At 63.4% G+C, this 19,737-nt stretch carries 18 protein-coding genes and 1 pseudogene; 16 read left to right on the top strand and 3 right to left on the bottom strand.

What is annotated here, in order from left to right; translation table 11 throughout:
- Window positions 1–95: 95 nt before the first annotated feature.
- Window positions 96–1,019: a phenylacetic acid degradation operon negative regulatory protein PaaX gene (paaX, locus tag ACIQUI_RS20065; RefSeq protein WP_403201971.1), complete on the bottom strand. Its 924-nt coding sequence runs from the start codon at window positions 1,017–1,019 to the stop codon at window positions 96–98.
- A gap of 77 nt (window positions 1,020–1,096) precedes the next feature.
- On the bottom strand, window positions 1,097–1,696 hold the full coding sequence (paaY, locus tag ACIQUI_RS20060) for a phenylacetic acid degradation protein PaaY (protein ID WP_403201968.1): 600 nt from the start codon (window positions 1,694–1,696) through the stop codon (window positions 1,097–1,099).
- 345 nt (window positions 1,697–2,041) lie between these two features.
- Here paaY and paaF point away from each other — a divergent pair, with 345 nt between their 5' ends.
- The 16 genes and pseudogenes from paaF (at window position 2,042) to ACIQUI_RS19980 (ending at window position 18,058) form a co-directional block, all read left to right on the top strand.
- Window positions 2,042–2,815: a 2,3-dehydroadipyl-CoA hydratase PaaF gene (paaF, locus tag ACIQUI_RS20055; protein ID WP_403201965.1), complete on the top strand. Its 774-nt coding sequence runs from the start codon at window positions 2,042–2,044 to the stop codon at window positions 2,813–2,815.
- A gap of 34 nt (window positions 2,816–2,849) precedes the next feature.
- Window positions 2,850–3,641, top strand: a complete 792-nt coding sequence (gene paaG, locus ACIQUI_RS20050; protein WP_403201962.1) for a 2-(1,2-epoxy-1,2-dihydrophenyl)acetyl-CoA isomerase PaaG — start codon at window positions 2,850–2,852, stop codon at window positions 3,639–3,641.
- Between the two features lie 2 nt (window positions 3,642–3,643).
- Window positions 3,644–5,161: a 3-hydroxyacyl-CoA dehydrogenase PaaH gene (gene paaH, locus ACIQUI_RS20045; protein ID WP_403201959.1), complete on the top strand. Its 1,518-nt coding sequence runs from the start codon at window positions 3,644–3,646 to the stop codon at window positions 5,159–5,161.
- Window positions 5,154–5,594, top strand: coding sequence for a hydroxyphenylacetyl-CoA thioesterase PaaI (paaI, locus tag ACIQUI_RS20040; RefSeq protein ID WP_403201956.1), 441 nt, complete (start codon window positions 5,154–5,156; stop codon window positions 5,592–5,594). The genes paaH and paaI overlap by 8 nt, the downstream gene beginning before the upstream one ends.
- Window positions 5,587–6,807 (top strand): 3-oxoadipyl-CoA thiolase, encoded by a 1,221-nt coding sequence (gene pcaF / locus ACIQUI_RS20035; RefSeq protein WP_403201953.1) that lies wholly within the window; start codon window positions 5,587–5,589, stop codon window positions 6,805–6,807. Before paaI ends, pcaF begins: the two co-directional genes overlap by 8 nt.
- A gap of 121 nt (window positions 6,808–6,928) precedes the next feature.
- Window positions 6,929–8,248 carry a phenylacetate--CoA ligase PaaK gene (paaK, locus tag ACIQUI_RS20030; protein ID WP_403201950.1) on the top strand — a complete coding sequence of 440 codons (1,320 nt, stop codon included), beginning with the start codon at window positions 6,929–6,931 and terminating at the stop codon, window positions 8,246–8,248.
- Window positions 8,249–8,505: 257 nt separating this feature from the next.
- The gene (gene paaA, locus ACIQUI_RS20025; RefSeq protein WP_403201947.1) at window positions 8,506–9,495 is read left to right on the top strand and encodes a 1,2-phenylacetyl-CoA epoxidase subunit PaaA; all 990 of its coding nucleotides are present in this window, start codon (window positions 8,506–8,508) and stop codon (window positions 9,493–9,495) included.
- Between the two features lie 25 nt (window positions 9,496–9,520).
- Window positions 9,521–9,802, top strand: a complete 282-nt coding sequence (paaB, locus tag ACIQUI_RS20020; protein WP_004374528.1) for a 1,2-phenylacetyl-CoA epoxidase subunit PaaB — start codon at window positions 9,521–9,523, stop codon at window positions 9,800–9,802.
- Between the two features lie 8 nt (window positions 9,803–9,810).
- A complete protein-coding gene (gene paaC / locus ACIQUI_RS20015) occupies window positions 9,811–10,569 on the top strand; it encodes a 1,2-phenylacetyl-CoA epoxidase subunit PaaC (protein ID WP_403201943.1) in 759 nt (252 codons plus the stop codon).
- Window positions 10,556–11,089: a 1,2-phenylacetyl-CoA epoxidase subunit PaaD gene (paaD, locus tag ACIQUI_RS20010; RefSeq protein WP_403201940.1), complete on the top strand. Its 534-nt coding sequence runs from the start codon at window positions 10,556–10,558 to the stop codon at window positions 11,087–11,089. Before paaC ends, paaD begins: the two co-directional genes overlap by 14 nt.
- A gap of 15 nt (window positions 11,090–11,104) precedes the next feature.
- Window positions 11,105–12,181 (top strand): 1,2-phenylacetyl-CoA epoxidase subunit PaaE, encoded by a 1,077-nt coding sequence (paaE, locus tag ACIQUI_RS20005; protein ID WP_403201938.1) that lies wholly within the window; start codon window positions 11,105–11,107, stop codon window positions 12,179–12,181.
- A 170-nt stretch (window positions 12,182–12,351) separates the two neighbouring features.
- Window positions 12,352–12,660, top strand: a complete 309-nt coding sequence (locus tag ACIQUI_RS20000; protein ID WP_012272262.1) for a DUF485 domain-containing protein — start codon at window positions 12,352–12,354, stop codon at window positions 12,658–12,660.
- Window positions 12,651–14,219, top strand: a pseudogene (locus tag ACIQUI_RS19995) (cation acetate symporter); the annotation flags it as partial. The gene ACIQUI_RS20000 and the pseudogene ACIQUI_RS19995, both read left to right, overlap by 10 nt.
- A 39-nt stretch (window positions 14,220–14,258) precedes the next feature.
- Window positions 14,259–15,491 carry an OprD family porin gene (locus ACIQUI_RS19990; protein WP_403201996.1) on the top strand — a complete coding sequence of 411 codons (1,233 nt, stop codon included), beginning with the start codon at window positions 14,259–14,261 and terminating at the stop codon, window positions 15,489–15,491.
- A 36-nt stretch (window positions 15,492–15,527) separates the two neighbouring features.
- Complete coding sequence (gene paaZ, locus ACIQUI_RS19985) at window positions 15,528–17,582, top strand: phenylacetic acid degradation bifunctional protein PaaZ (protein WP_403201936.1); 2,055 nt, start codon at window positions 15,528–15,530, stop codon at window positions 17,580–17,582.
- A 176-nt stretch (window positions 17,583–17,758) separates the two neighbouring features.
- Window positions 17,759–18,058 carry a hypothetical protein gene (locus tag ACIQUI_RS19980; protein ID WP_403201934.1) on the top strand — a complete coding sequence of 100 codons (300 nt, stop codon included), beginning with the start codon at window positions 17,759–17,761 and terminating at the stop codon, window positions 18,056–18,058.
- 23 nt (window positions 18,059–18,081) lie between these two features.
- On the opposite strand, the gene ACIQUI_RS19975 is transcribed toward ACIQUI_RS19980, so the two are convergent.
- Window positions 18,082–19,704: a hybrid sensor histidine kinase/response regulator gene (locus tag ACIQUI_RS19975; RefSeq protein WP_403201930.1), complete on the bottom strand. Its 1,623-nt coding sequence runs from the start codon at window positions 19,702–19,704 to the stop codon at window positions 18,082–18,084.
- Window positions 19,705–19,737: the final 33 nt, after the last annotated feature.

The raw sequence follows: 19,737 nt of genomic DNA, 5'->3' as shown, positions 1-19,737 counted from the left end.
ACGATAGCACACATTACGCATAGATTTTTCAGTTTAATGTGCACGAAGGTTGATATTAAATCCGATAAGATCAACGACGGTTAGTATTAAATGCATCAGGAAAGCCCGCCAAAACGCCTATAGAAGCCCTCGCTAACATCCGGCAAAGGCCCATCCGCCGTCTCCAGTGCCGCGTTCAGCCATTCTTCTGCCTTGGCAAACACCAGCCGATAAAGATTGCGGCACAACTGTCGCGCAGCCCTTCCCTCCCAATCCCCTGGCAGCAACTCATCCGGCAGTTGCGGGTCGCGCAACAGCAAGCGCCTGTACTCATGGATCAGCAGTGTGCGCGCCAGGAAGCAATCCTGCGCATCGAGCTGCTGCTGCTCTTTCAAACCCTGCCACAGCGGCCTGAACAGCTGGATGAACTCGCTGTACTGCTGCCCCAGTTCCTCGATACGCCAGCTTTCCCGCACCTGGGCGCGCATGGCTTTGGAAGCGAGCACCTCCTGGGTGTGGGTTTCAAAGACGATGCTGTCGTCGCTGGCCTCCAGATCGCGTAGCGTGGCAGCCAGGTCGGCCCGGTCGGCCCGTGGGCAGCCCAGCAGGTTTGGCGCCATGACGCCAAACCCCTGCCATTCCAGTTCCTCACGCACAGCCTTGCGTTTGCCGGCCTCGAGTTGCGACAGCAGCACCAGCGTCCAGGTGCCATCCCAGGCCGGTTGGCTCTGGCTGTAGACACGTTTGAAGGCCTTTTCGAAGCGTCGGCGGCCGGTGCCCGTCAGGCTGTAATAGCTACGCCGCCCCACTTTTTCAGCAGTGAGCCAACCTTCTTTGGTCAGGCGAAAGATCGACGTGCGGATCAACCGCTCATTGATACCGATCGGCTCCAGCAGGTTGATGAGGCTACCCAGCCAGACGGTCCCGCCATGGGGTTCGATGGCATCGCCATACAAGGTGATGATCAGGGAGCTGGCACGGATCGGGGTCTGTTCCTGGAAGCGAGTGATCAGGTTGTTCAGTGGGACAAGATTGCTCATGGGCGAACTGTGCGCGGAGAAAGCACCGACTATACCTGTGCGGCGGGCCGCCTGGCCATTGCGTGACGCTACAGCACTCATGCGGTTACCTGGCCTTTGGGCCTGACGCCGGTATCTTCCATGCGCGGCCGCTGCGGTTCGGCTTCGGCCAGTGGTGGGCATTCGACCATGGTGTTCATGCAGCGTTGGGCCAGGTGCTGGTACTGCGCAGTGCCGCGCTGTTTCCAGGCTAGCTCCTGCTCGCTCAGCCGCCGTTTCACCTGGGCAGGTGAACCCATCACCAGGCTTTGCACCTCGCATTCAAAGCCGGCTTTGACGAACGCGGTGGCTGCGACGATGCAGCGTGGCGCCACATGGGCTCCGTCCATAACCACCGCGTTCATGCCGATCAAGGCGTCTTCACCCACCCGGCAGCCATGCAGCACGGCACCATGGCCAACATGCCCGTTGCGCTCCACGACCGTGTCGCCTCCCGGAAAGCCATGCATTACGCACGTATCCTGCAGGTTGGCACCCTCCTCCAGCACGATTCGGCCGAAATCCCCTCGCAGTGACGCGAGCGGGCCTATGTAGCAACGTGGGCCGACAATGACATCGCCGATCAGCACTGCGCTGGGGTGCACGTAGGCAGTCGGATGTACTACGGGCGTCAGGCCGTCCAGTCGATAGCAAGGCATGGCAAAGCTCCTGAAATGATTAGAGATGCCAAGCGATCTTGTATCACAACGTTAATACTCGTCAATTGTGTATCGCTTTCATAGTGACCAGGAACGCGTGACAAACCTGGTAAAAATAGGTGAAATGTCAGAGATTAATCCTTTCACCTACTTAGATTTCTCCATGCCCACAAATACCATGATCAATTCATGAGATACACGAAACAAACATCTAGCTTGCTAACATGTATCGCTTAGTGCATATACTGGCCTCACCTGGTCGCGGTCCAGCACCGCGCCCCTGCAAACAATTCCAAGAAATGCCGGCCCCACGACGTGCCGTGCGTGCAGCCAGAGGAACCCGACATGCCGCGATATCTCGATGTGCAGGTGCCAGAAAACGGTGTCCAGCTCATAACCCTGCAACGGCCCGAGGCACTCAACGCCCTGTGCACCGGGTTACTGGAAGAGCTGGCTGCTGCGCTGGATGCGGCCGCCCAGGATGACCAGGCTGGCGCCGTAGTGATTACCGGCAGCCGCAAGGCGTTCGCTGCAGGTGCGGATATTCGCGAGATGGCCGAGCGCGATATGGTCGGCATCCTCAATGACCCTCGTGTAGCTCACTGGCAACGCATTGCCGCATTCGCCAAGCCGCTGATTGCGGCAGTCAACGGTTACGCCTTGGGCGGTGGTTGCGAACTGGTGATGTGCGCCGACATTGTCATTGCCGGCACCGACGCCCGTTTCGGCCAGCCAGAAATCAACCTGGGCATCATCCCTGGCGCAGGCGGCACCCAGCGCCTGTTGCGGGCTGTAGGTAAGCCTCTGGCCATGCAGATGGTGCTGACCGGCGAAGCCATCACTGCCCGCCACGCCCTGCAGGCCGGCCTGGTCAGCGAAATCACCGAGCCCGAACTCACTGTGGAGCGCGCCATGCAGGTTGCGCGCAGTATCGCCGCCAAGGCGCCGCTCGCCGTACGCCTGGCCAAGGAGACACTACTCAAGGCCGGCGATACCGACCTGGCCACTGGACTGCGCTTCGAGCGCCATGCATTCACCTTGCTGGCCGGCACCGCCGACCGCAACGAAGGCATTCAGGCCTTTCAGGAAAAGCGCCAGGCCCGTTTCCAGGGCCGCTGATCATTACCCCCTCGACTGACGGAGCGAGTCTGTCATGACTTTCCAGCACATCCTGTTTTCCATCGAGCAAGGCGTTGCCCTGCTCTCGTTGAACCGCCCCGAGCAACTGAACAGCTTCAACACCGCCATGCACCTGGAAGTGCGCGAGGCACTCAAGCAAGTGCGCCAGAACGGCGAGGTGCGGGTGCTGCTGTTGACTGGCGAAGGCCGTGGCTTTTGCGCGGGGCAGGACCTGTCCGACCGCAATGTGGCGCCGGGCGCCGATATGCCCGACCTGGGCGAATCCATCGACAAGTTCTACAACCCGCTGGTGCGCACCCTGCGCGACCTGCCGTTGCCGGTGATCTGTGCAGTCAACGGCGTCGCAGCCGGTGCGGGTGCCAATATCCCGCTGGCCTGTGACCTGGTGCTGGCCGCCCGTTCGGCCAGCTTCATCCAGGCCTTCTGCAAGATCGGCCTGGTGCCGGACTCTGGCGGTACCTGGCTGCTGCCACGCCTGGTCGGCATGGCCAGGGCCAAGGCTCTGGCCATGCTGGGTGAGCGCCTGGGCGCCGAACAGGCCCAGCAATGGGGGCTGATCCACCGCGTGGTGGACGATGCTGCACTGCGTGACGAAGCCCTCGCCCTCGCCCGCCAGCTTGCCACACAACCTACCTATGGCCTGGCCCTGATCAAGCGCAGCCTCAACGCCAGCTTTGACAACGGGTTCGATCAGCAGCTGGAGCTGGAGCGTGACCTTCAGCGCCTGGCGGGCCGCAGCGAAGATTACCGTGAGGGCGTAAGCGCCTTCATGAACAAGCGCACGCCAGCATTCAAGGGGTGCTGAACATGAGCGCGCTCGCAAGCAATGTGCAGGTTGCGGTGATCGGTGCCGGTGCCATGGGCGCTGGTATTGCCCAGGTCGCCGCCCAGGCCGGTCACCCGGTGAAACTCTATGACAACCGCCCCGGTGCTGCTGCCCAGGCTGTGGCCGGCATTGACCGGCAGCTCGCCCGGCTCGTGGAAAAAGGCAAGTTACAGGCCGCTGACCGGGAACTGATCAGCCTACGGTTGTGCCCGGTCGACACCTTCGAAGCGCTGGCTGATGCCGGCCTGGTGATCGAAGCCATCGTCGAAAACCTGCAGGTCAAGCAGGCGCTGTTCAGTCAGCTCGAAGCCCTGTGCGGGGCCGACTGCATCATCGCCAGCAACACGTCGTCGCTGTCCATCACCAGCCTCGCTGCTGGCCTGGCTCGCCCGCAGCAAGTGGTTGGCATGCATTTCTTCAACCCGGCACCATTGATGGCGTTGGTTGAAGTGGTATCGGGGCTGGCAACCGCTCCCGCCGTGGCCGCGTGTATCTACGATACCGCACAGGCCTGGGGCAAACAGCCGGTGCACACGCGCTCTACGCCGGGCTTTATCGTCAACCGTGTGGCGCGACCTTTCTATGCTGAAAGCCTGCGCCTGTTGCAGGAAGGTGCAGCCGATTGTGCCAGCCTGGACGCGTTGCTGCGCGATGCTGGCGGATTTCGCATGGGCGCTTTCGAACTCACCGACCTGATTGGGCACGACGTCAACTACGCCGTCACCTGCTCGGTGTTCGATGCGTTCTATGGGGATTTCCGCTTCCAGCCTTCACTGGTGCAAAAAGAACTGGTGGATGCCGGCCGCCTGGGCCGCAAGACTGGCCAAGGCTTTTATAGCTACAAAGAAGGCGCCGAGCGCCCGGCGCCGGCCGAACTGCACAGCGACGCCAGCGCCGAAACCTGCGTCATCGAGGGGCACCTGGGTGTGCTGCAGCCTCTGGTCGAACGCCTGCGCCAGAACGGTATTGCCATGACCCAGCGCGCCGGTAGCGGCCTGATTCATGTCGGCGATGCCACGCTGGCGCTGTCCGATGGCCGCCTCGCCAGCCAGCGCGCCCGTGAAGATGGCCTGCGCAACCTGGTGCTGCTTGACCTCGCCCTGGATTACAGCACCGCCACGCGCATAGCCGTCAGCTGGTCTGCCGATACCACCGACAGCGCCCGCGACCAGGCCGTGGCGCTGCTGCAGCGCGCCGGCTTCAAGGTGACCGCTGTTGCAGACCTGCCGGGCCTTGTGGTGTTGCGCACCGTGGCAATGCTCGCCAACGAAGCCGCTGATGCGGTGCTACAGGGCGTTGGCAGCGCTGCCGACATCGACCTGGCCATGCGTGCAGGTGTCAACTACCCGTGCGGGCCCTTGGCCTGGGCGGCAAAGATTGGCATCGCGCATACCCTGCGCGTGCTCGACAACCTACAGCGCAGCTACGGCGAAAGCCGCTACCGCCCTTCCCTGCTGTTACGCCGCTGCGAAGCCAAAGGAGGCACCCTGCATGACTGAAGTGGAACTGGCACAAGCCTGTGCCGACGCCATGTACGCCCGCGATCAGGCCACCCAGGGCCTGGGCATCAGCCTGCTGGATGCCGGCCCTGGCCGGGCATGCCTGCGCATGCCCGTGCGTGCCGACATGATCCAGGGCCATGGCACCTGCCATGGCGGCTTCCTGTTTGCCCTCGCCGACTCGGCGTTTGCCTTTGCCTGTAACAGCTACGACCAGGCCACGGTGGCGCTTGGCTGCAGCATTGATTACCTGGCGCCAGCGCTGCGCGATGACGTGCTTACTGCCGACGCCAGTGAGGTCAGCCGCAAAGGGCGCACCGGCCTTTACGACGTGCGCATTCAGAACCAGCGCGGTGAGCTGGTGGCGATGTTCCACGGCAAATCCTACAAAGTGCGCGGCACTGTGCTGGCGCAGGAGACCCAAGATGACTGACAACACCCTGGCCGATGCCTTGATCATTGATGCCGTGCGCACCCCCATTGGCCGCTACGCCGGGGCCCTGAGCGGCGTGCGTGCCGATGACCTCGCCGCCATCCCGCTCAAGGCGTTGATCCAGCGCCACCCTGAGCTGGACTGGAAGGCCGTCGATGACGTCATCCTCGGCTGTGCCAACCAGGCCGGCGAAGACAATCGCAATGTGGCGCACATGGCCAGTTTGCTCGCCGGCTTGCCGATCGAGGTGCCGGGCACCACCATCAACCGCCTGTGCGGCTCCGGCCTGGACGCCATCGGCAACGCTGCCCGCGCCCTGCGCTGCGGTGAAGCCGGGTTGATGCTGGCCGGCGGTGTGGAATCGATGTCGCGCGCACCGTTCGTGATGGGCAAGTCGGAGCAGGCGTTCGGGCGTTCGGCCGAGCTGTACGACACCACCATCGGCTGGCGTTTCGTCAACCCACAGATGAAGGCCCTATACGGCACCGATTCAATGCCGGAAACGGCCGAGAATGTCGCCGAGCAATTCAACATCTCACGCGCCGACCAGGACGCTTTTGCCTTGCGCAGCCAGCACAAGGCCGCAGCCGCCCAGGCGCGCGGTCGCCTGGCGCAGGAAATCGTGCCGCTCGAGATCCCCCAGCGCAAAGGCCCGGCCAAGGTGGTCGAGCATGACGAACACCCTCGCGGGGATACCACGCTGGAGCAACTGGCCCGCCTCGGCACCCCGTTCCGCGAAGGCGGCAGTGTCACTGCAGGCAACGCATCCGGCGTCAACGACGGCGCGTGTGCCTTGTTGCTTGCCAGCAGTGCCGCCGCCCGCCGTCATGGCCTCAAGGCCCGCGGCCGTATCGTCGGCATGGCTGTAGCCGGGGTCGAACCGCGGCTGATGGGCATCGGCCCGGTGCCGGCAACCCGCAAGGTACTGGAACTTACAGGGTTGTCGCTGGCCGACCTGGACGTCATCGAGCTCAATGAGGCCTTTGCCGCCCAAGGCCTGGCCGTATTGCGCGAGCTGGGCCTGGCCGACGACGACCCCCGGGTCAACCGCAACGGCGGTGCCATTGCCCTGGGCCATCCGCTGGGCATGAGCGGTGCCCGCCTGGTCACCACGGCCCTGCACGAGCTGGAAGAAACCGCCGGGCGCTATGCCCTGTGCACCATGTGCATCGGGGTTGGCCAAGGCATCGCCATGGTCATCGAACGCCTCTGAGCGGATCGGGCCATCCGCCTGTTACCGAACCGAACGCAGCCGTATATGCTGCGCTCATGACACTCACCGCACGGCCCGCAACCGCTGCCGTGCGGCGTACAAGAACAATTCGAGTGAAGCCATGAACATGTACCATGATGCCGATCGTGCCCTGCTGGACCCGATGGAAACTGCCAGTGTCGATGCCCTGCGCCAGCACCAGCTGGAGCGCCTGCGCTGGAGCCTTAAGCACGCCTACGACAACGTGCCGCTGTACCGCCAGCGCTTTGCCGAGTGCGGCGCCCACCCCGACGACCTCAAAAGCCTGGAAGACCTGGCGAAATTCCCCTTCACCGGCAAGAACGACCTGCGTGACAACTACCCCTACGGGATGTTCGCCGTGCCTCAGGAAGAGGTGGTGCGCCTGCATGCCTCCAGCGGCACCACTGGCAAACCGACGGTGGTCGGCTATACGCAGAATGACATCGACACCTGGGCCAATGTCGTCGCCCGCTCGATCCGCGCGGCCGGTGGACGAAAAGGTGACAAGGTGCATGTCTCCTACGGCTATGGGCTTTTCACGGGCGGCCTTGGCGCGCATTACGGCGCCGAGCGCCTGGGTTGTACGGTAATCCCGATGTCCGGCGGCCAGACCGAGAAGCAGGTGCAGCTGATTCGCGACTTCCAGCCAGACATCATCATGGTCACCCCGTCCTACATGCTCAACCTGGCCGACGAGATCGAGCGCCAGGGCATCGACCCGCACAACCTCAAGCTGCGGCTGGGCATTTTCGGTGCCGAACCGTGGACCGACGAGCTGCGCCGCTCAATCGAGCAGCGCCTGGGTATCAATGCCCTCGACATTTATGGCCTGTCGGAAATCATGGGCCCTGGGGTAGCGATGGAGTGCATCGAGACCAAAGACGGCCCGACCATCTGGGAAGACCACTTCTACCCCGAGATCATCGACCCGGTTACCGGAGCGGTTCTGCCAGACGGCCAGCTGGGCGAGCTGGTGTTCACCTCGCTGAGCAAGGAAGCGCTGCCGATGGTGCGCTACCGCACCCGCGACCTCACGCGCCTGCTGCCCGGCACCGCCAGGCCGATGCGGCGCATTGGCAAGATCACCGGCCGCAGTGATGACATGCTGATCATTCGCGGGGTCAACGTGTTCCCGACCCAGATCGAGGAACAGGTGTTAAAAATAAAACAGCTTTCCGAGCTTTATGAGATACACCTGTATCGCAATGGCAACCTGGACAGTGTCGAGGTGCACGTTGAGCTGCGCGCAGAATGCCAGCACCTGGATGAGGCACAGCGCAAGCTGCTGACCGGGGAGCTGACCAGGCAGATCAAGACCTATATCGGCATCAGCACCCAGGTGCACCTGCAGCCGTGCGGCACGCTCAAGCGCTCCGAGGGCAAGGCTTGCCACGTGTACGACAAACGGTTGGCCAGCTGATTCGTTCGGCTGCCTTTTCGGCCCCGGCATTGTCCGGGGCTTTTTTTTGCATTTTTGCGGCCGGCCTCTTCGCGGGCGCGCCCGCTCCCACAGGAATTCATGTGAATTCCGGGCTGTGCGGTCCCTGTGGGAGCGGGCGAGCCCGCGAAGAGGCCGGTAAAGCGATACACAAATCTTATTTGATACACATAAAACAGTTTGACGTTATGTTTTGTATCGCTTACAAATGACTCATACCTTAGCAGGAGTCACAGAACATGTACGCACAGCTAGTGGAAACCGGAGTCAAGCGCGTCAAGGCGCTGGAAGAGATGTCGCCCGAAGAGCGCAACTTCCAGGAAAAGATCGACGCCGAAATCAAGATCGAAGCCAAGAACTGGATGCCCGAGGCTTACCGCCAGACCCTGATCCGGCAGATCTCCCAGCACGCCCATTCGGAAATCGTCGGCATGCTGCCAGAAGGCAACTGGGTCACCCGCGCCCCCAGCCTCAAGCGCAAGCTGCAACTGATGGCCAAGATCCAGGACGAAGCCGGCCACGGCCTGTACCTGTACAGCGCCATGGAAACCCTGGGCGCCGACCGTGACGAAGAAATCGCCAAGCTGCACAGCGGCAAGGCCAAATACTCGAGCATCTTCAACTACCCCACCCTCAGCTGGGCCGACATGGGCGCAGTGGGCTGGCTGGTGGATGGCGCCGCCATCGTCAACCAGGTGGTGTTGCAACGCACCTCCTACGGCCCTTACTCCCGCGCCATGATCCGTATCTGCAAGGAAGAGAGCTTCCACCAGCGCCAGGGCTACGAAATGCTCCTGACCATGATGCGTCACGGCACCCAGGCCCAGCGGGACATGGTGCAGGACGCCATCAACCGCCTGTGGTGGCCTTCGCTGATGATGTTCGGCCCCAGCGACGAACACTCCCCCAACAGCGCCCAGTCCATGGCCTGGAAGATCAAGCGCCAGACCAACGACGAACTGCGCCAGCGCTTCATCGACCAGACCGTGCCGCAACTGGAGTTGCTCGGCTGCACCGCCCCTGACCCTGAGCTGAAGTGGAACGCCGAACGCGGTCACTACGACTTCGGCGCAATCCAGTGGGACGAGTTCTACGAAGTGCTCAAGGGCAACGGCCCGTGCAACCAGGAACGTGTCGCCACCCGGCGCAAAGCCATCGAGGACGGCGCCTGGGTTCGCGAGGCCGCCGTGGCCTACGCGCGCAAGCAACAGAACAAGAACGCCGCCTGAGCGGCGATTGATGCGGAGATCGAAAATGTCTGTCTGGACCCTCTACGAAGTGTTCGTGCGCAGCAAGCACGGCCTTAACCACAAGCACGTTGGCAGCGTTCACGCCGCCGATGCTGCCATGGCCATCGAAAATGCCCGTGAGCTGTACACCCGCCGCAGCGAAGGCGTCAGCCTGTGGGTGGTACCTTCGGCACTGATCACCGCCTCGTCCCCTGACGAAAAAGACCCGCTGTTCGCCCCGTCGGATGACAAGGTTTACCGCCACGCCAGCTTTTACGAGCTGCCCGACGAAGTCGGACACATGTGAGGTTGGCCATGCACAACGAAGCCCTTATCCCCTACCTGCTGCTGCTTGGCGACAGCGCCCTCGTTCAAGGCCAGCGCCTGTGCGAATGGTGTGGCCACGCCCCGGCCATTGAAGAAGAACTGGCCCTGATGAACGTTGGCCTCGACCTGGTCGGCCAGGCGCGCAACTGGCTGGAATACGCAGCCCAGCTGCTGGACGACGGCCGGGACGCCGACGCCTTGGCCTTTGGCCGGGACCAGCGGGCCTACCGCAACCTGCTGTTGGTCGAGCAGCCCAACGGCGATTTCGCCGTGACCATGACCAAGCAGTTCCTTTACGACGCCTGGCACTTTGCCGTGCTGAAGGGCCTGGCCGGTTCCTGCGATGAACGTATCGCCGGTATCGCCGCCAAGGCCCTCAAGGAAGTCACTTACCACCTGCGCCGCTCCAGCGAGTGGGTGCAGCGCCTGGGCGGCGGTACCGAAGAAAGCCGCCAGCGCATGCTCGCCGCGGTTCCGGCATTGTGGCGCTTCACCGTCGAACTGACGGCCGCCAGCGACAACGAAGTGCAACTGGCCGAAGCCGGTATTGCTGCCGATCCGGCCGCCGTGGGGGCTGCCTGGCTGCAACAGGTGAGCGAGACTTTCGATTCGGTCGAGCTGCCGCTGCCCAAGGCTGCCAGCCACTTCTACCTGGACGGTCGCAAAGGCTTGCACACCGAGCACCTGGGCCTGCTGCTGGCCGAGATGCAGTTCCTGCCAAGGGCCTACCCCGATGCAACCTGGTGAGCTGATTACCGGCGACCGTGGTGCGCGGGCGCCACGCGGCGATGACCTGGCCCGGGCCTGGGAGGTCCTGGCCCAAGTCATGGACCCGGAAGTGCCCGTGGTCAGCGTGGTTGACCTGGGCATTGTCCGCGACCTGGATTGGCGCGCCGGCCACTTGCACCTGGTGGTAACCCCGACTTACTCGGGCTGCCCGGCCACCGAAGTGATCGAAGGCGATATCCGCCAGGCACTGGAGCAGGCGGGCTTTGCCGCGCCGGACCTGGAGCGGCGGCTGACCCCAGCGTGGAGCACCGACTGGATCAGTGCGCTGGGCCGTGAACGCCTACGCGCTTACGGCATCGCCCCACCGCAAGGCAGCACCAGCAAGCGCAGCCTGCTTGGTGACGCGCCGCAGGTGTGCTGCCCCCAGTGCGGCAGCGCCCATACCGAATTGCTCAGCCAGTTCGGCTCCACCGCGTGCAAGGCGCTGTACCGCTGCCGTGAGTGCCTGGAGCCGTTCGACTATTTCAAATGCATTTGAGCCGTGGAGAACACCATGAGCCAGTTTCACAGCCTGACCATCAAGCAAGTGCGCAACGAGACCCGTGACGCCGTGTCGATTGCCTTCGACGTGCCCGAGCACCTGCAAGCACAGTTTCGCTTCACCCAGGGCCAGTACCTGGTCATGCGTACCCAGCTGGACAACGAAGAGGTTCGCCGCTCCTACTCCATTTGCAGTGCCGTGCAGGACGGCGAGCTGCGCGTGGCCGTCAAGCGTGTGCCCGGCGGGCGCTTCTCGGCGTTTGCCAATGAAGTGCTCAAGGCAGGCCAGCAACTGGACGTGATGCCGCCCTCCGGCAGCTTCTACGTACCGCTGGACCCAACCCGCCAGGGTAACTACCTGGGCGTGGCTGCCGGCAGTGGCATTACCCCGATCCTGTCGATCATCGCTACCACCCTGGCCAGCGAGCCGCACAGCCGCTTCACCCTGCTGTATGGCAACCGCTCCAGTTCTGGGGCCTTGTTCCGCGACAAGCTCGAAGACCTCAAGAACCGCTACCTCGACCGGCTGAACCTGATTTTCGTGTTCAGCCGCGAGCAGCAGGATGTTGACCTGTACAACGGCCGCATCGACGCCGACAAGTGCGGCCAGCTGTTCTCGCGCTGGCTGGACGTGCCTGGCCTGGACGCCGCTTTCATTTGTGGCCCCCAGGCAATGACCGAAACCGTACGCGACAGCTTGCAGGCCAATGGCCTGGGCAAGGAGCGCATTCATTTCGAGCTGTTTGCCGCGGCCGGCAGCGAAGCCCGCCGTGAGGCCCGCGAGGCGGCGCGTCAGGTGGACTCGGCGCTCAGCCATATCACGGTAATCAGCGACGGCCGCGCCCTCACCTTCGACTTGCCACGCAACACCCAGAACGTGCTGGACGCCGGCAATGCCATCGGCGCCGAGCTGCCCTACTCGTGCAAGGCCGGCGTTTGCTCTACCTGCAAGTGCCGGGTGATCGAGGGCGAAGTGGAAATGGACAGCAACCACGCGCTGGAGGACTACGAAGTGGCGGCCGGGTATGTGCTGTCGTGTCAGACCTACCCGGTGAGCGACAAGGTGGTCCTCGATTTCGACCAGCTCTGACACCGGGTCGCCTTCTTCGCGGGCGCGCCCGCTCCCACAGGGACAGCACAGGCCTCAAATACGCCGCCGCACCTGTGGGAGCGGGCATGCCCGCGAAGAGGCCATCAGCAGCACTGCAACACCCCGCGTGACCTCAACAAAACAATTACAACACCCAGAGATCGCAACCCATGACACCCGAACGCATAGAAAGCATCGCCAACCATCCCGACTTCCAGCACCTGGTGCGGCGCAAGCGCCGTCTCAATGGCAGCCTGACCCTGGCCATGCTGGTGATCTACTACGGATTCGTCCTGCTGGTGGCGTTCTCGCCCAGCACCCTCGGCCAGTCCCTCAGCGGCGGCGTGACAACAGTCGGCATGCTGGTGGGTGTGCTGATGGTGCTGCTGTCCTTCGCCCTTACCGGCATCTACGTGCACCGTGCCAACAACGTACTCGACCCGCTCAACGACAAGGTCAAGCAGGAGTGCGCGCAATGAACTGGACTGCCATTTCGATGTTCATGGTGTTCGTCTGCTTCACCCTGCTGGTCACCCGCTGGGCCGCGTTGCGCACCCGTTCGGCCAGCGACTTCTACACGGCCGGCGGTGGCCTGACCGGCATGCAGAACGGCCTGGCGATCGCTGGCGACATGATCAGTGCCGCGTCTTTCCTGGGCATTTCCGCGATGATGTTCATGAACGGCTACGACGGCCTGCTGTATGCCCTGGGTGTGCTGGCCGGCTGGCCGATCATTCTGTTCCTGATCGCCGAACGCCTGCGCAACCTGGGTAAGTACACCTTCGCCGACGTGGTCAGCTATCGCCTGGCGCAAACCCCGGTTCGTCTCACGTCGGCGTTCGGTACCCTGGTGGTCGCGTTGATGTACCTGGTGGCGCAGATGGTCGGTGCCGGCAAGCTGATTGAGCTGCTGTTCGGCATCAGCTACCTGTACGCGGTGGTGCTGGTGGGTGTGCTGATGGTTGCCTACGTTACCTTCGGCGGCATGCTCGCCACCACCTGGGTGCAGATCATCAAGGCGGTGATGCTGTTGTCGGGCACCAGCTTCATGGCCTTCATGGTGCTCAAGCACTTCGGCTTCAGCACCGAAGCCATGTTTGCCAGCGCCGTGGCCGTGCATGCCAAGGGCCAGGCGATCATGGCACCGGGTGGCTTGCTGTCCAACCCGGTGGATGCCATTTCCCTGGGCCTGGGCATGATGTTCGGCACCGCGGGCCTGCCGCATATCCTGATGCGCTTCTTCACTGTCAGTGATGCCAAGGAAGCACGCAAGAGCGTGTTCTACGCCACCGGCTTCATTGGTTACTTCTACCTGCTGCTGATCATTGTCGGCTTTGGCGCCATCGTGATGGTCGGCACCGAGCCGTCCTACCGCGATGCCACCGGCGCGATCATCGGCGGCGGCAACATGGTCGCGGTACACCTGGCCCAGGCGGTGGGTGGCAACTTGTTCCTTGGGTTCATCTCTGCCGTAGCGTTTGCCACCATCCTGGCGGTCGTCGCCGGCCTGGCGCTGTCGGGTGCGTCGGCCGTGTCCCACGACCTGTATGCCTGCGTAGTGCGCCAAGGCAAGGCCACCGAACAGGAAGAAATGCGCGTGTCGCGTATCGCTACCCTGCTGATCGGCCTGCTGGCGGTATTGCTCGGCCTGATGTTCGAGTCGCAGAACATCGCCTTCCTCTCCGGGCTGGTGCTGGCGGTGGCTGCCTCGGTCAACTTCCCGGTGCTGCTGCTCTCGATGTTCTGGAAAGGCCTGACCACCCGCGGCGCGGTGTGCGGCAGCATGGCCGGGCTGGTATCGGCGGTATTGCTGGTGGTACTGGGCCCGGCGGTGTGGGTCAACGTACTGCACAACGACAAAGCGCTGTTCCCTTACAGCAACCCGGCGTTGTTCTCCATGAGCCTGGCTTTCCTGAGTGCCTGGGTGTTCTCGGTTACCGACAGTTCGGAACGAGCCAGCGAAGAGCGCGGCCGCTACCTGGCCCAGTTCATTCGCTCCATGACCGGGATCGGCGCCGCCGGCGCCAGCAAGCACTGACCTCAAGGACGATCAACCATGTCGGGTAAAACAACAACAATGAACCGCTCGCACTTCATGTCAGCCGCCTGGCTGGCCACCCTCGCCCTGCCTTTGCCGGCAATGGCAGACTTCATCGGCGACAGCCACGCACGCTTGGAGCTGCGCAACCACTACATCAACCGCGACTTCCGCCAGAGCAATGCGCCCCAGGCCAAGGCCGAGGAATGGGGCCAGGGCTTTACTGCCAAGATCGAGTCGGGCTTCACCGATGGCCCGGTCGGTTTTGGCGTCGACGCCATGGGCCAGCTGGGTATCGAGCTCGACTCCAGCCGCGATCGCCGTAATACCGGCCTGCTGCCCTTCGGCCCGAACAGCCACGAACCGGTCGACGACTACAGCGAACTGAGTCTCACCGGCAAGGTACGTGTATCCAAGAGCACCTTGCGCCTGGGCACGTTACAGCCGATCTTGCCCGTGGTGGTCTACAACGACACCCGCCTGTTGGCGTCCACCTTCCAGGGCGGCCTGCTTACCAGTCAGGACATCAATGGCCTCACCTTCAACGGCGGCCGCCTGACCAAGGCCAACCTGCGCGACTCCTCGGGCCGAGACGACATTGGCTACGGCGCCGCCAGCAGCGACCACCTGGATTTCGGTGGTGGCAGCTACGCCATTACCCCGCAAACCAGCATCAGCTACTACTACGCCAAACTCGAAGACATCTACCGCCAGCAGTTCGTCGGCCTGATCGATACCCGCCCCTTGAGCGAAGGCGTAAGCCTGCGCAGCGACCTGCGCTACTTCGACAGCCGCAATGACGGCGCCGAGCGTGCCGGCAACATCGACAACCGCAACTTCAACGCCATGCTCACCCTCGGCGTGCGGGCGCACAAATTCACCGCCACCTGGCAGCAGATGTCGGGCGACAGCGCCTTCCCGTTCGTCAATGGCGGCGACCCGTTCACCGTCAACCTGGTCACCTACAACACCTTCACCCGCGCCGGGCTCGACTCGTGGCAAGTGCGCTACGACTACGACTTCGTCGCCATGGGCATCCCCGGGCTGAGTTTCATGACGCGCTATACCGATGGCCGCCACGCCGAAACCGCCACTGTCAGCAATGGCCGCGAGCGTGAACGCGATACCGACATCACCTACGTCATCCAGAGCGGCCCGTTCAAGGACGTGAGCCTGCGCTGGCGCAACGTCACCTTCCGTTCCGGCAATGGCCTGACCAACGCCGTGGACGAAAACCGCCTGATCATCGGCTACACCCTGGCGCTGTGGTAACAGCGCCCCCTCAATTTGAACAGCATGGAGAACAGCATGTCTGCCGCCCCTACTCTGCAAAGCTTCATCGCCGGCCGCTGGCTGGGCCAGCACGGCGCCCAGGCCCTGCGCAGCGCCCTTGATGGCCACGTCCTGGCCTACAGCCACGAGGAGCGCCCGGACTTCGCCGAAGCCGTGGACTTTGCCCGTGCTCGCGGCCTCGCCAGCCTGATGGCCATGGACTTCCAGCAACGCGCTGCCCGGTTGAAAGCGCTGGCCCTGTACCTGGCCGAGCGCAAGGAACAGCTTTACGCCCTGTCGCACCACAGTGGCGCCACCCGTGCCGACAGCTGGATCGACATCGAAGGCGGTAACGCCACGCTGTTCGCCTATGCCGGTATCGGCAGCCGTGAGCTGCCGTCGGGCAACCTGGTGCACGAAGGCCCGGCCATCGCGCTGGGCAAACAAGGCCATTTCGCCGGCAGCCACATCCTGGTGCCACGTGCAGGCGTTGCGGTGCACATCAACGCCTTCAACTTCCCCATCTGGGGCATGCTGGAGAAATTCGCGCCGACCTTCCTGGCCGGCATGCCGTGTATCGTCAAGCCTGCGACCTCCACCAGCTACCTGACCGAAGCCGTCGTCCGCCTGATGAACGCCTCCGGCCTGCTGCCAGAGGGCAGCCTGCAACTGGTCATTGGCAGCACTGGCGACCTGCTGGACCGCCTGCAGGGCCAGGATGTGGTGACCTTCACCGGGTCTGCCGATACCGCCGCCAAGTTGCGCGTCACGCCAAACCTGATACGCAATTCAGTGCCGTTTACCGCCGAAGCCGACTCGTTGAACTGCGCCATTCTCGGCCCGGACGTCACCCCGGACAGTGAAGAGTTCGACCTGTACATCAAGGAAGTGGTGCGGGAAATGACCACCAAGGCCGGGCAGAAATGCACCGCCATCCGCCGGGCCATCGTACCGGCCAAGCACATCGATGCCGTTGCCTCTCGCCTGCGCGAGCGGCTGAGCAAGGTGGTGGTCGGTGATCCGTCGGTCGAAGGCGTGCGCATGGGCGCCCTGGCCTCTCACGACCAGCAACGGGACGTGGCCGAGCGGGTGCGCAGCTTGCTGCAAAGCTGCGATCAGCTGTTCGGCGCCAGCGATGGTTTTGCTCCGCGTGGCGAAGGTGTGGCTGAGGGTGCGTTCTTCGCCCCGACCCTGCTGCAGGCACGCAACCCGCATGCCGAAGGCGGCGCCCACGATATCGAAGCGTTTGGCCCCGTCAGCACGCTTATGGCCTACGATGACCTGGACGAGGCGCTGGCCCTGGCTGCGCGTGGCAAAGGCAGCCTGGTGGCGACCCTGGTCACTGCCGACCGCAGCGTGGCCGCCAAGGCCATCCCTGTGGCTGCTGCCTGGCATGGCCGGCTGCTGGTGCTCGACAGCGAAGCCGCCAAAGAGTCCACCGGCCACGGCTCGCCGCTGCCACAGCTCAAGCATGGCGGCCCGGGTCGCGCGGGTGGCGGTGAAGAGCTGGGCGGCCTGCGTGCGGTCAAGCACTACTTGCAGCGTGCCGCGGTGCAGGGTTCACCGAGCATGCTCACGGCGGTGACTGGCGAGTATGTGCGTGGCGCTGAAGTGATCGAGACTGAAGTGCACCCGTTCCGCCGCTACTTCGAGCAATTGCGCATCGGCGAGTCGCTGCTCACCCACCGTCGCACCGTGACCGAAGCCGACCTGGTCAATTTTGGTTGCCTGTCGGGCGACCATTTCTACATGCACTTTGACGAAATCGCTGCCAGGGAATCGCAGTTCGGCAAGCGCATTGCCCACGGCTACTTCGTGCTGTCGGCAGCAGCCGGATTGTTTGTATCACCCGGCGCGGGGCCAGTGCTGGCCAACTATGGCCTGGATACCCTGCGTTTCATCAACCCGGTGGGCATTGGCGACACCATCCAGGCGCGGTTGACCTGCAAACGCAAGATCGACCAGGGCAAGACCAGCCCGCTGGGCCAGCCGCAGGGTGTGGTGGCGTGGGATGTAGAGGTGACCAACCAGCTGGGCGAACTGGTGGCCAGTTATGACATCCTGACCTTGGTATTGAAGCAGCCACTGTGACAGGTTGAGCCCGTTCCCACAGGGATGTGCGGTCCCTGTGGGAGCGGGCGTGCCCGCGAAGAAGCCCGCACAGGCCACATAAAGGCCAAAGGCCACCTCGTACATCTGCCCTAATCGCCCCTCACCCCCCCTCGGCGTTATAGTCCAGCGATAACAACGCCAAGGAAGCCCCCATCATGCACCCCTTCAAGCTAGTGCTCAGTACCGCCCTGCTGCTCGGCATGGCCGGTTGCCAGACCATCAAGCCCTCCGAAGACACCCTCAAGCAGCGTACCGAGTTCATCCTCAACACCAAGGTGTCGAAAGTCGCCGACGTACGTAATGACAGCACCATCACCTACTACACCGCCACCACCGCCAAAGGCCAGTACGAGTGCCAGATGCCCAGCGGTGGTATCGTCGCCGTAGCCGGCATGGGCCTGTACGAGCCGACGCCGACCTGCATGAAGGAAGGCCAGGCCCTGATCCTGCAATAAACCCACCCCGCGCCCGTGCCGGCCTAGTTGGCCGGCGCCGCCGTTTCCTCGCGCAATGCGCGCAAGGCCGCACGCAGTTCAGCTGGGCGCACCGGTTTGGAAAGCACAGCGATATTGCGCTCATGCACCACTGCCTGGATTTTCTCCGTGTCATGCCCCGTCATGATCAGCGCGGGCACGTCCCACCCGCACTGCGCCCTCAGCTGGTCGATGCAGTCGACGCCGGTTGCCTCCCGCCCCAGGTCGTAATCGGCGACGATCACCTCGCAATCACTGCTCAGGCCCACGGGCGAGCTGTGCGCATCCACCTCGCAGCCCCAGCGCTGCAGCAGTGCGGTGGTCGCCCTCAGCACGTTATGGTCGTCTTCTACCAGGCACACACGCAAGCCGCCGAGCAGGCCTGGCGCTGCATGCGCACGGTCTACCGACACCTGCGCCGGTTGCGCGCAGAGCCGTGGCAGGCCCTGCAAGCTTACCGCCGTGCCGTGCCCTGGCCGCGAGCGCAACTTTACCTCCAGGCCCATCAGGCGCCCGAGCCGGCGCACGATCGACAGGCCCAGCCCCACGCCTTCGACATCGTTGTCACGCACTTGGCGCACCCGGTAGAACTCTTCGAATACCAGCCGCTGGTGGGCTTCATCAATGCCACGGCCCTGGTCGTAGATAACGATGGCCAAACCCTCGGCACAGCGCCGCACGCCCAGCAGCAGGGGGCGATGTGCTGCATATTTGAAGCTGTTGGACAACACGTTCTGCACCATGGTGGCCAACATGCCGCGGTCGGCCCGGGTCCAGTGGCGGCAAGGCCGCAAGCGAATGGTCACACCCGCCCAGCGGGCGGCCTCGCTGTTCTGTTGCAGCAGTTCAGCCAGGAACGGATCCAGGGCAAACACCTCGTACCTGGGTTGTGCACGCCCGTTGTCCAGTGTGTACAGGTCGAGAATCGAGCGGAACAGCTGCGACACGTTGAGCAGCGAGCGGTCGATGCTGTCCACCAACCGGCGCTCCTGCTCGCCCAGTGGCGCATCGCGCAGGCAGGCCGTGAACAGGCCGATGGAATGAATCGGCTGGCGCAGGTCATGGCTGGCCTGGGCCAGGAAGCGCGATTTTTCGCGGTTGGCCGCAGCGGCCAGCTCCGAGGCCTTGCGCGTGCGCTCCAGCAACAGGTGCGCATAGATCGGGATCACCGTGCTGGTGGTGAGCAGCATCAGCACCATGAACGGGTTGGCCTGCCAGTAAGGCGTGATCTGATACACCACCAGCAACGCCGCCAGCGCCAGCACGGTGGCAATTGCCAGGTAGCGCGAGCCAAAGCGCATGCCATTACCCAGGTTCACCCACACCATCACCGCATAGATCGGCAGCGCCGCATCGCCACCGACTACCAGGCCGAAGCAGGTGCCGGTGTAGTCATGCACCATGCCCAGTACGCGCCGCCAGGGGTAATGCCCGGGCCAATGGGCGATGGCCTGGCGCAAGCCGATGGACACCACTATGAAGGTTACGATGTAGTAGATGATCGGCAGGTGAGGCGCATGCGAGCGGCCCGGGAGGAAGCCCAGCATGATGATGTAGGCAAGCGCGCAGCAGGCAACGATGACGCGCAGGTTGGCTTGATCGAGCTCGTTGTTCTTGTCCAGGTCCATGGCCAGTGTCCTTGTGCACAGGGTCGCATTAAT

Source organism: Pseudomonas sp. NPDC090592, assembly GCF_044769185.1.
GTDB lineage: Bacteria > Pseudomonadota > Gammaproteobacteria > Pseudomonadales > Pseudomonadaceae > Aquipseudomonas.
The sequence above is the reverse complement of the archived record's forward strand: the minus strand, read 5'-3'. Positions and strand labels throughout refer to the sequence as shown.

What these genes read in the sequence shown, in the direction of transcription:
- paaK (WP_403201950.1), top strand. Translation starts at nt 6,929, where the DNA reads ATGAACATGTACCATGATGCCGATCGTGCCCTGCTGGACCCGATGGAA.
- paaX (WP_403201971.1), bottom strand. Translation starts at nt 1,019, where the DNA reads ATGAGCAATCTTGTCCCACTGAACAACCTGATCACTCGCTTCCAGGAA.
- paaF (WP_403201965.1), top strand. Translation starts at nt 2,042, where the DNA reads ATGCCGCGATATCTCGATGTGCAGGTGCCAGAAAACGGTGTCCAGCTC.
- ACIQUI_RS19975 (WP_403201930.1), bottom strand. Translation starts at nt 19,704, where the DNA reads ATGGACCTGGACAAGAACAACGAGCTCGATCAAGCCAACCTGCGCGTC.
- paaB (WP_004374528.1), top strand. Translation starts at nt 9,521, where the DNA reads ATGTCTGTCTGGACCCTCTACGAAGTGTTCGTGCGCAGCAAGCACGGC.
- paaH (WP_403201959.1), top strand. Translation starts at nt 3,644, where the DNA reads ATGAGCGCGCTCGCAAGCAATGTGCAGGTTGCGGTGATCGGTGCCGGT.
- paaZ (WP_403201936.1), top strand. Translation starts at nt 15,528, where the DNA reads ATGTCTGCCGCCCCTACTCTGCAAAGCTTCATCGCCGGCCGCTGGCTG.
- paaA (WP_403201947.1), top strand. Translation starts at nt 8,506, where the DNA reads ATGTACGCACAGCTAGTGGAAACCGGAGTCAAGCGCGTCAAGGCGCTG.
- paaD (WP_403201940.1), top strand. Translation starts at nt 10,556, where the DNA reads ATGCAACCTGGTGAGCTGATTACCGGCGACCGTGGTGCGCGGGCGCCA.
- paaC (WP_403201943.1), top strand. Translation starts at nt 9,811, where the DNA reads ATGCACAACGAAGCCCTTATCCCCTACCTGCTGCTGCTTGGCGACAGC.
- ACIQUI_RS20000 (WP_012272262.1), top strand. Translation starts at nt 12,352, where the DNA reads ATGACACCCGAACGCATAGAAAGCATCGCCAACCATCCCGACTTCCAG.
- paaG (WP_403201962.1), top strand. Translation starts at nt 2,850, where the DNA reads ATGACTTTCCAGCACATCCTGTTTTCCATCGAGCAAGGCGTTGCCCTG.
- ACIQUI_RS19980 (WP_403201934.1), top strand. Translation starts at nt 17,759, where the DNA reads ATGCACCCCTTCAAGCTAGTGCTCAGTACCGCCCTGCTGCTCGGCATG.
- paaE (WP_403201938.1), top strand. Translation starts at nt 11,105, where the DNA reads ATGAGCCAGTTTCACAGCCTGACCATCAAGCAAGTGCGCAACGAGACC.
- paaY (WP_403201968.1), bottom strand. Translation starts at nt 1,696, where the DNA reads ATGCCTTGCTATCGACTGGACGGCCTGACGCCCGTAGTACATCCGACT.
- paaI (WP_403201956.1), top strand. Translation starts at nt 5,154, where the DNA reads ATGACTGAAGTGGAACTGGCACAAGCCTGTGCCGACGCCATGTACGCC.
- ACIQUI_RS19990 (WP_403201996.1), top strand. Translation starts at nt 14,259, where the DNA reads ATGAACCGCTCGCACTTCATGTCAGCCGCCTGGCTGGCCACCCTCGCC.
- pcaF (WP_403201953.1), top strand. Translation starts at nt 5,587, where the DNA reads ATGACTGACAACACCCTGGCCGATGCCTTGATCATTGATGCCGTGCGC.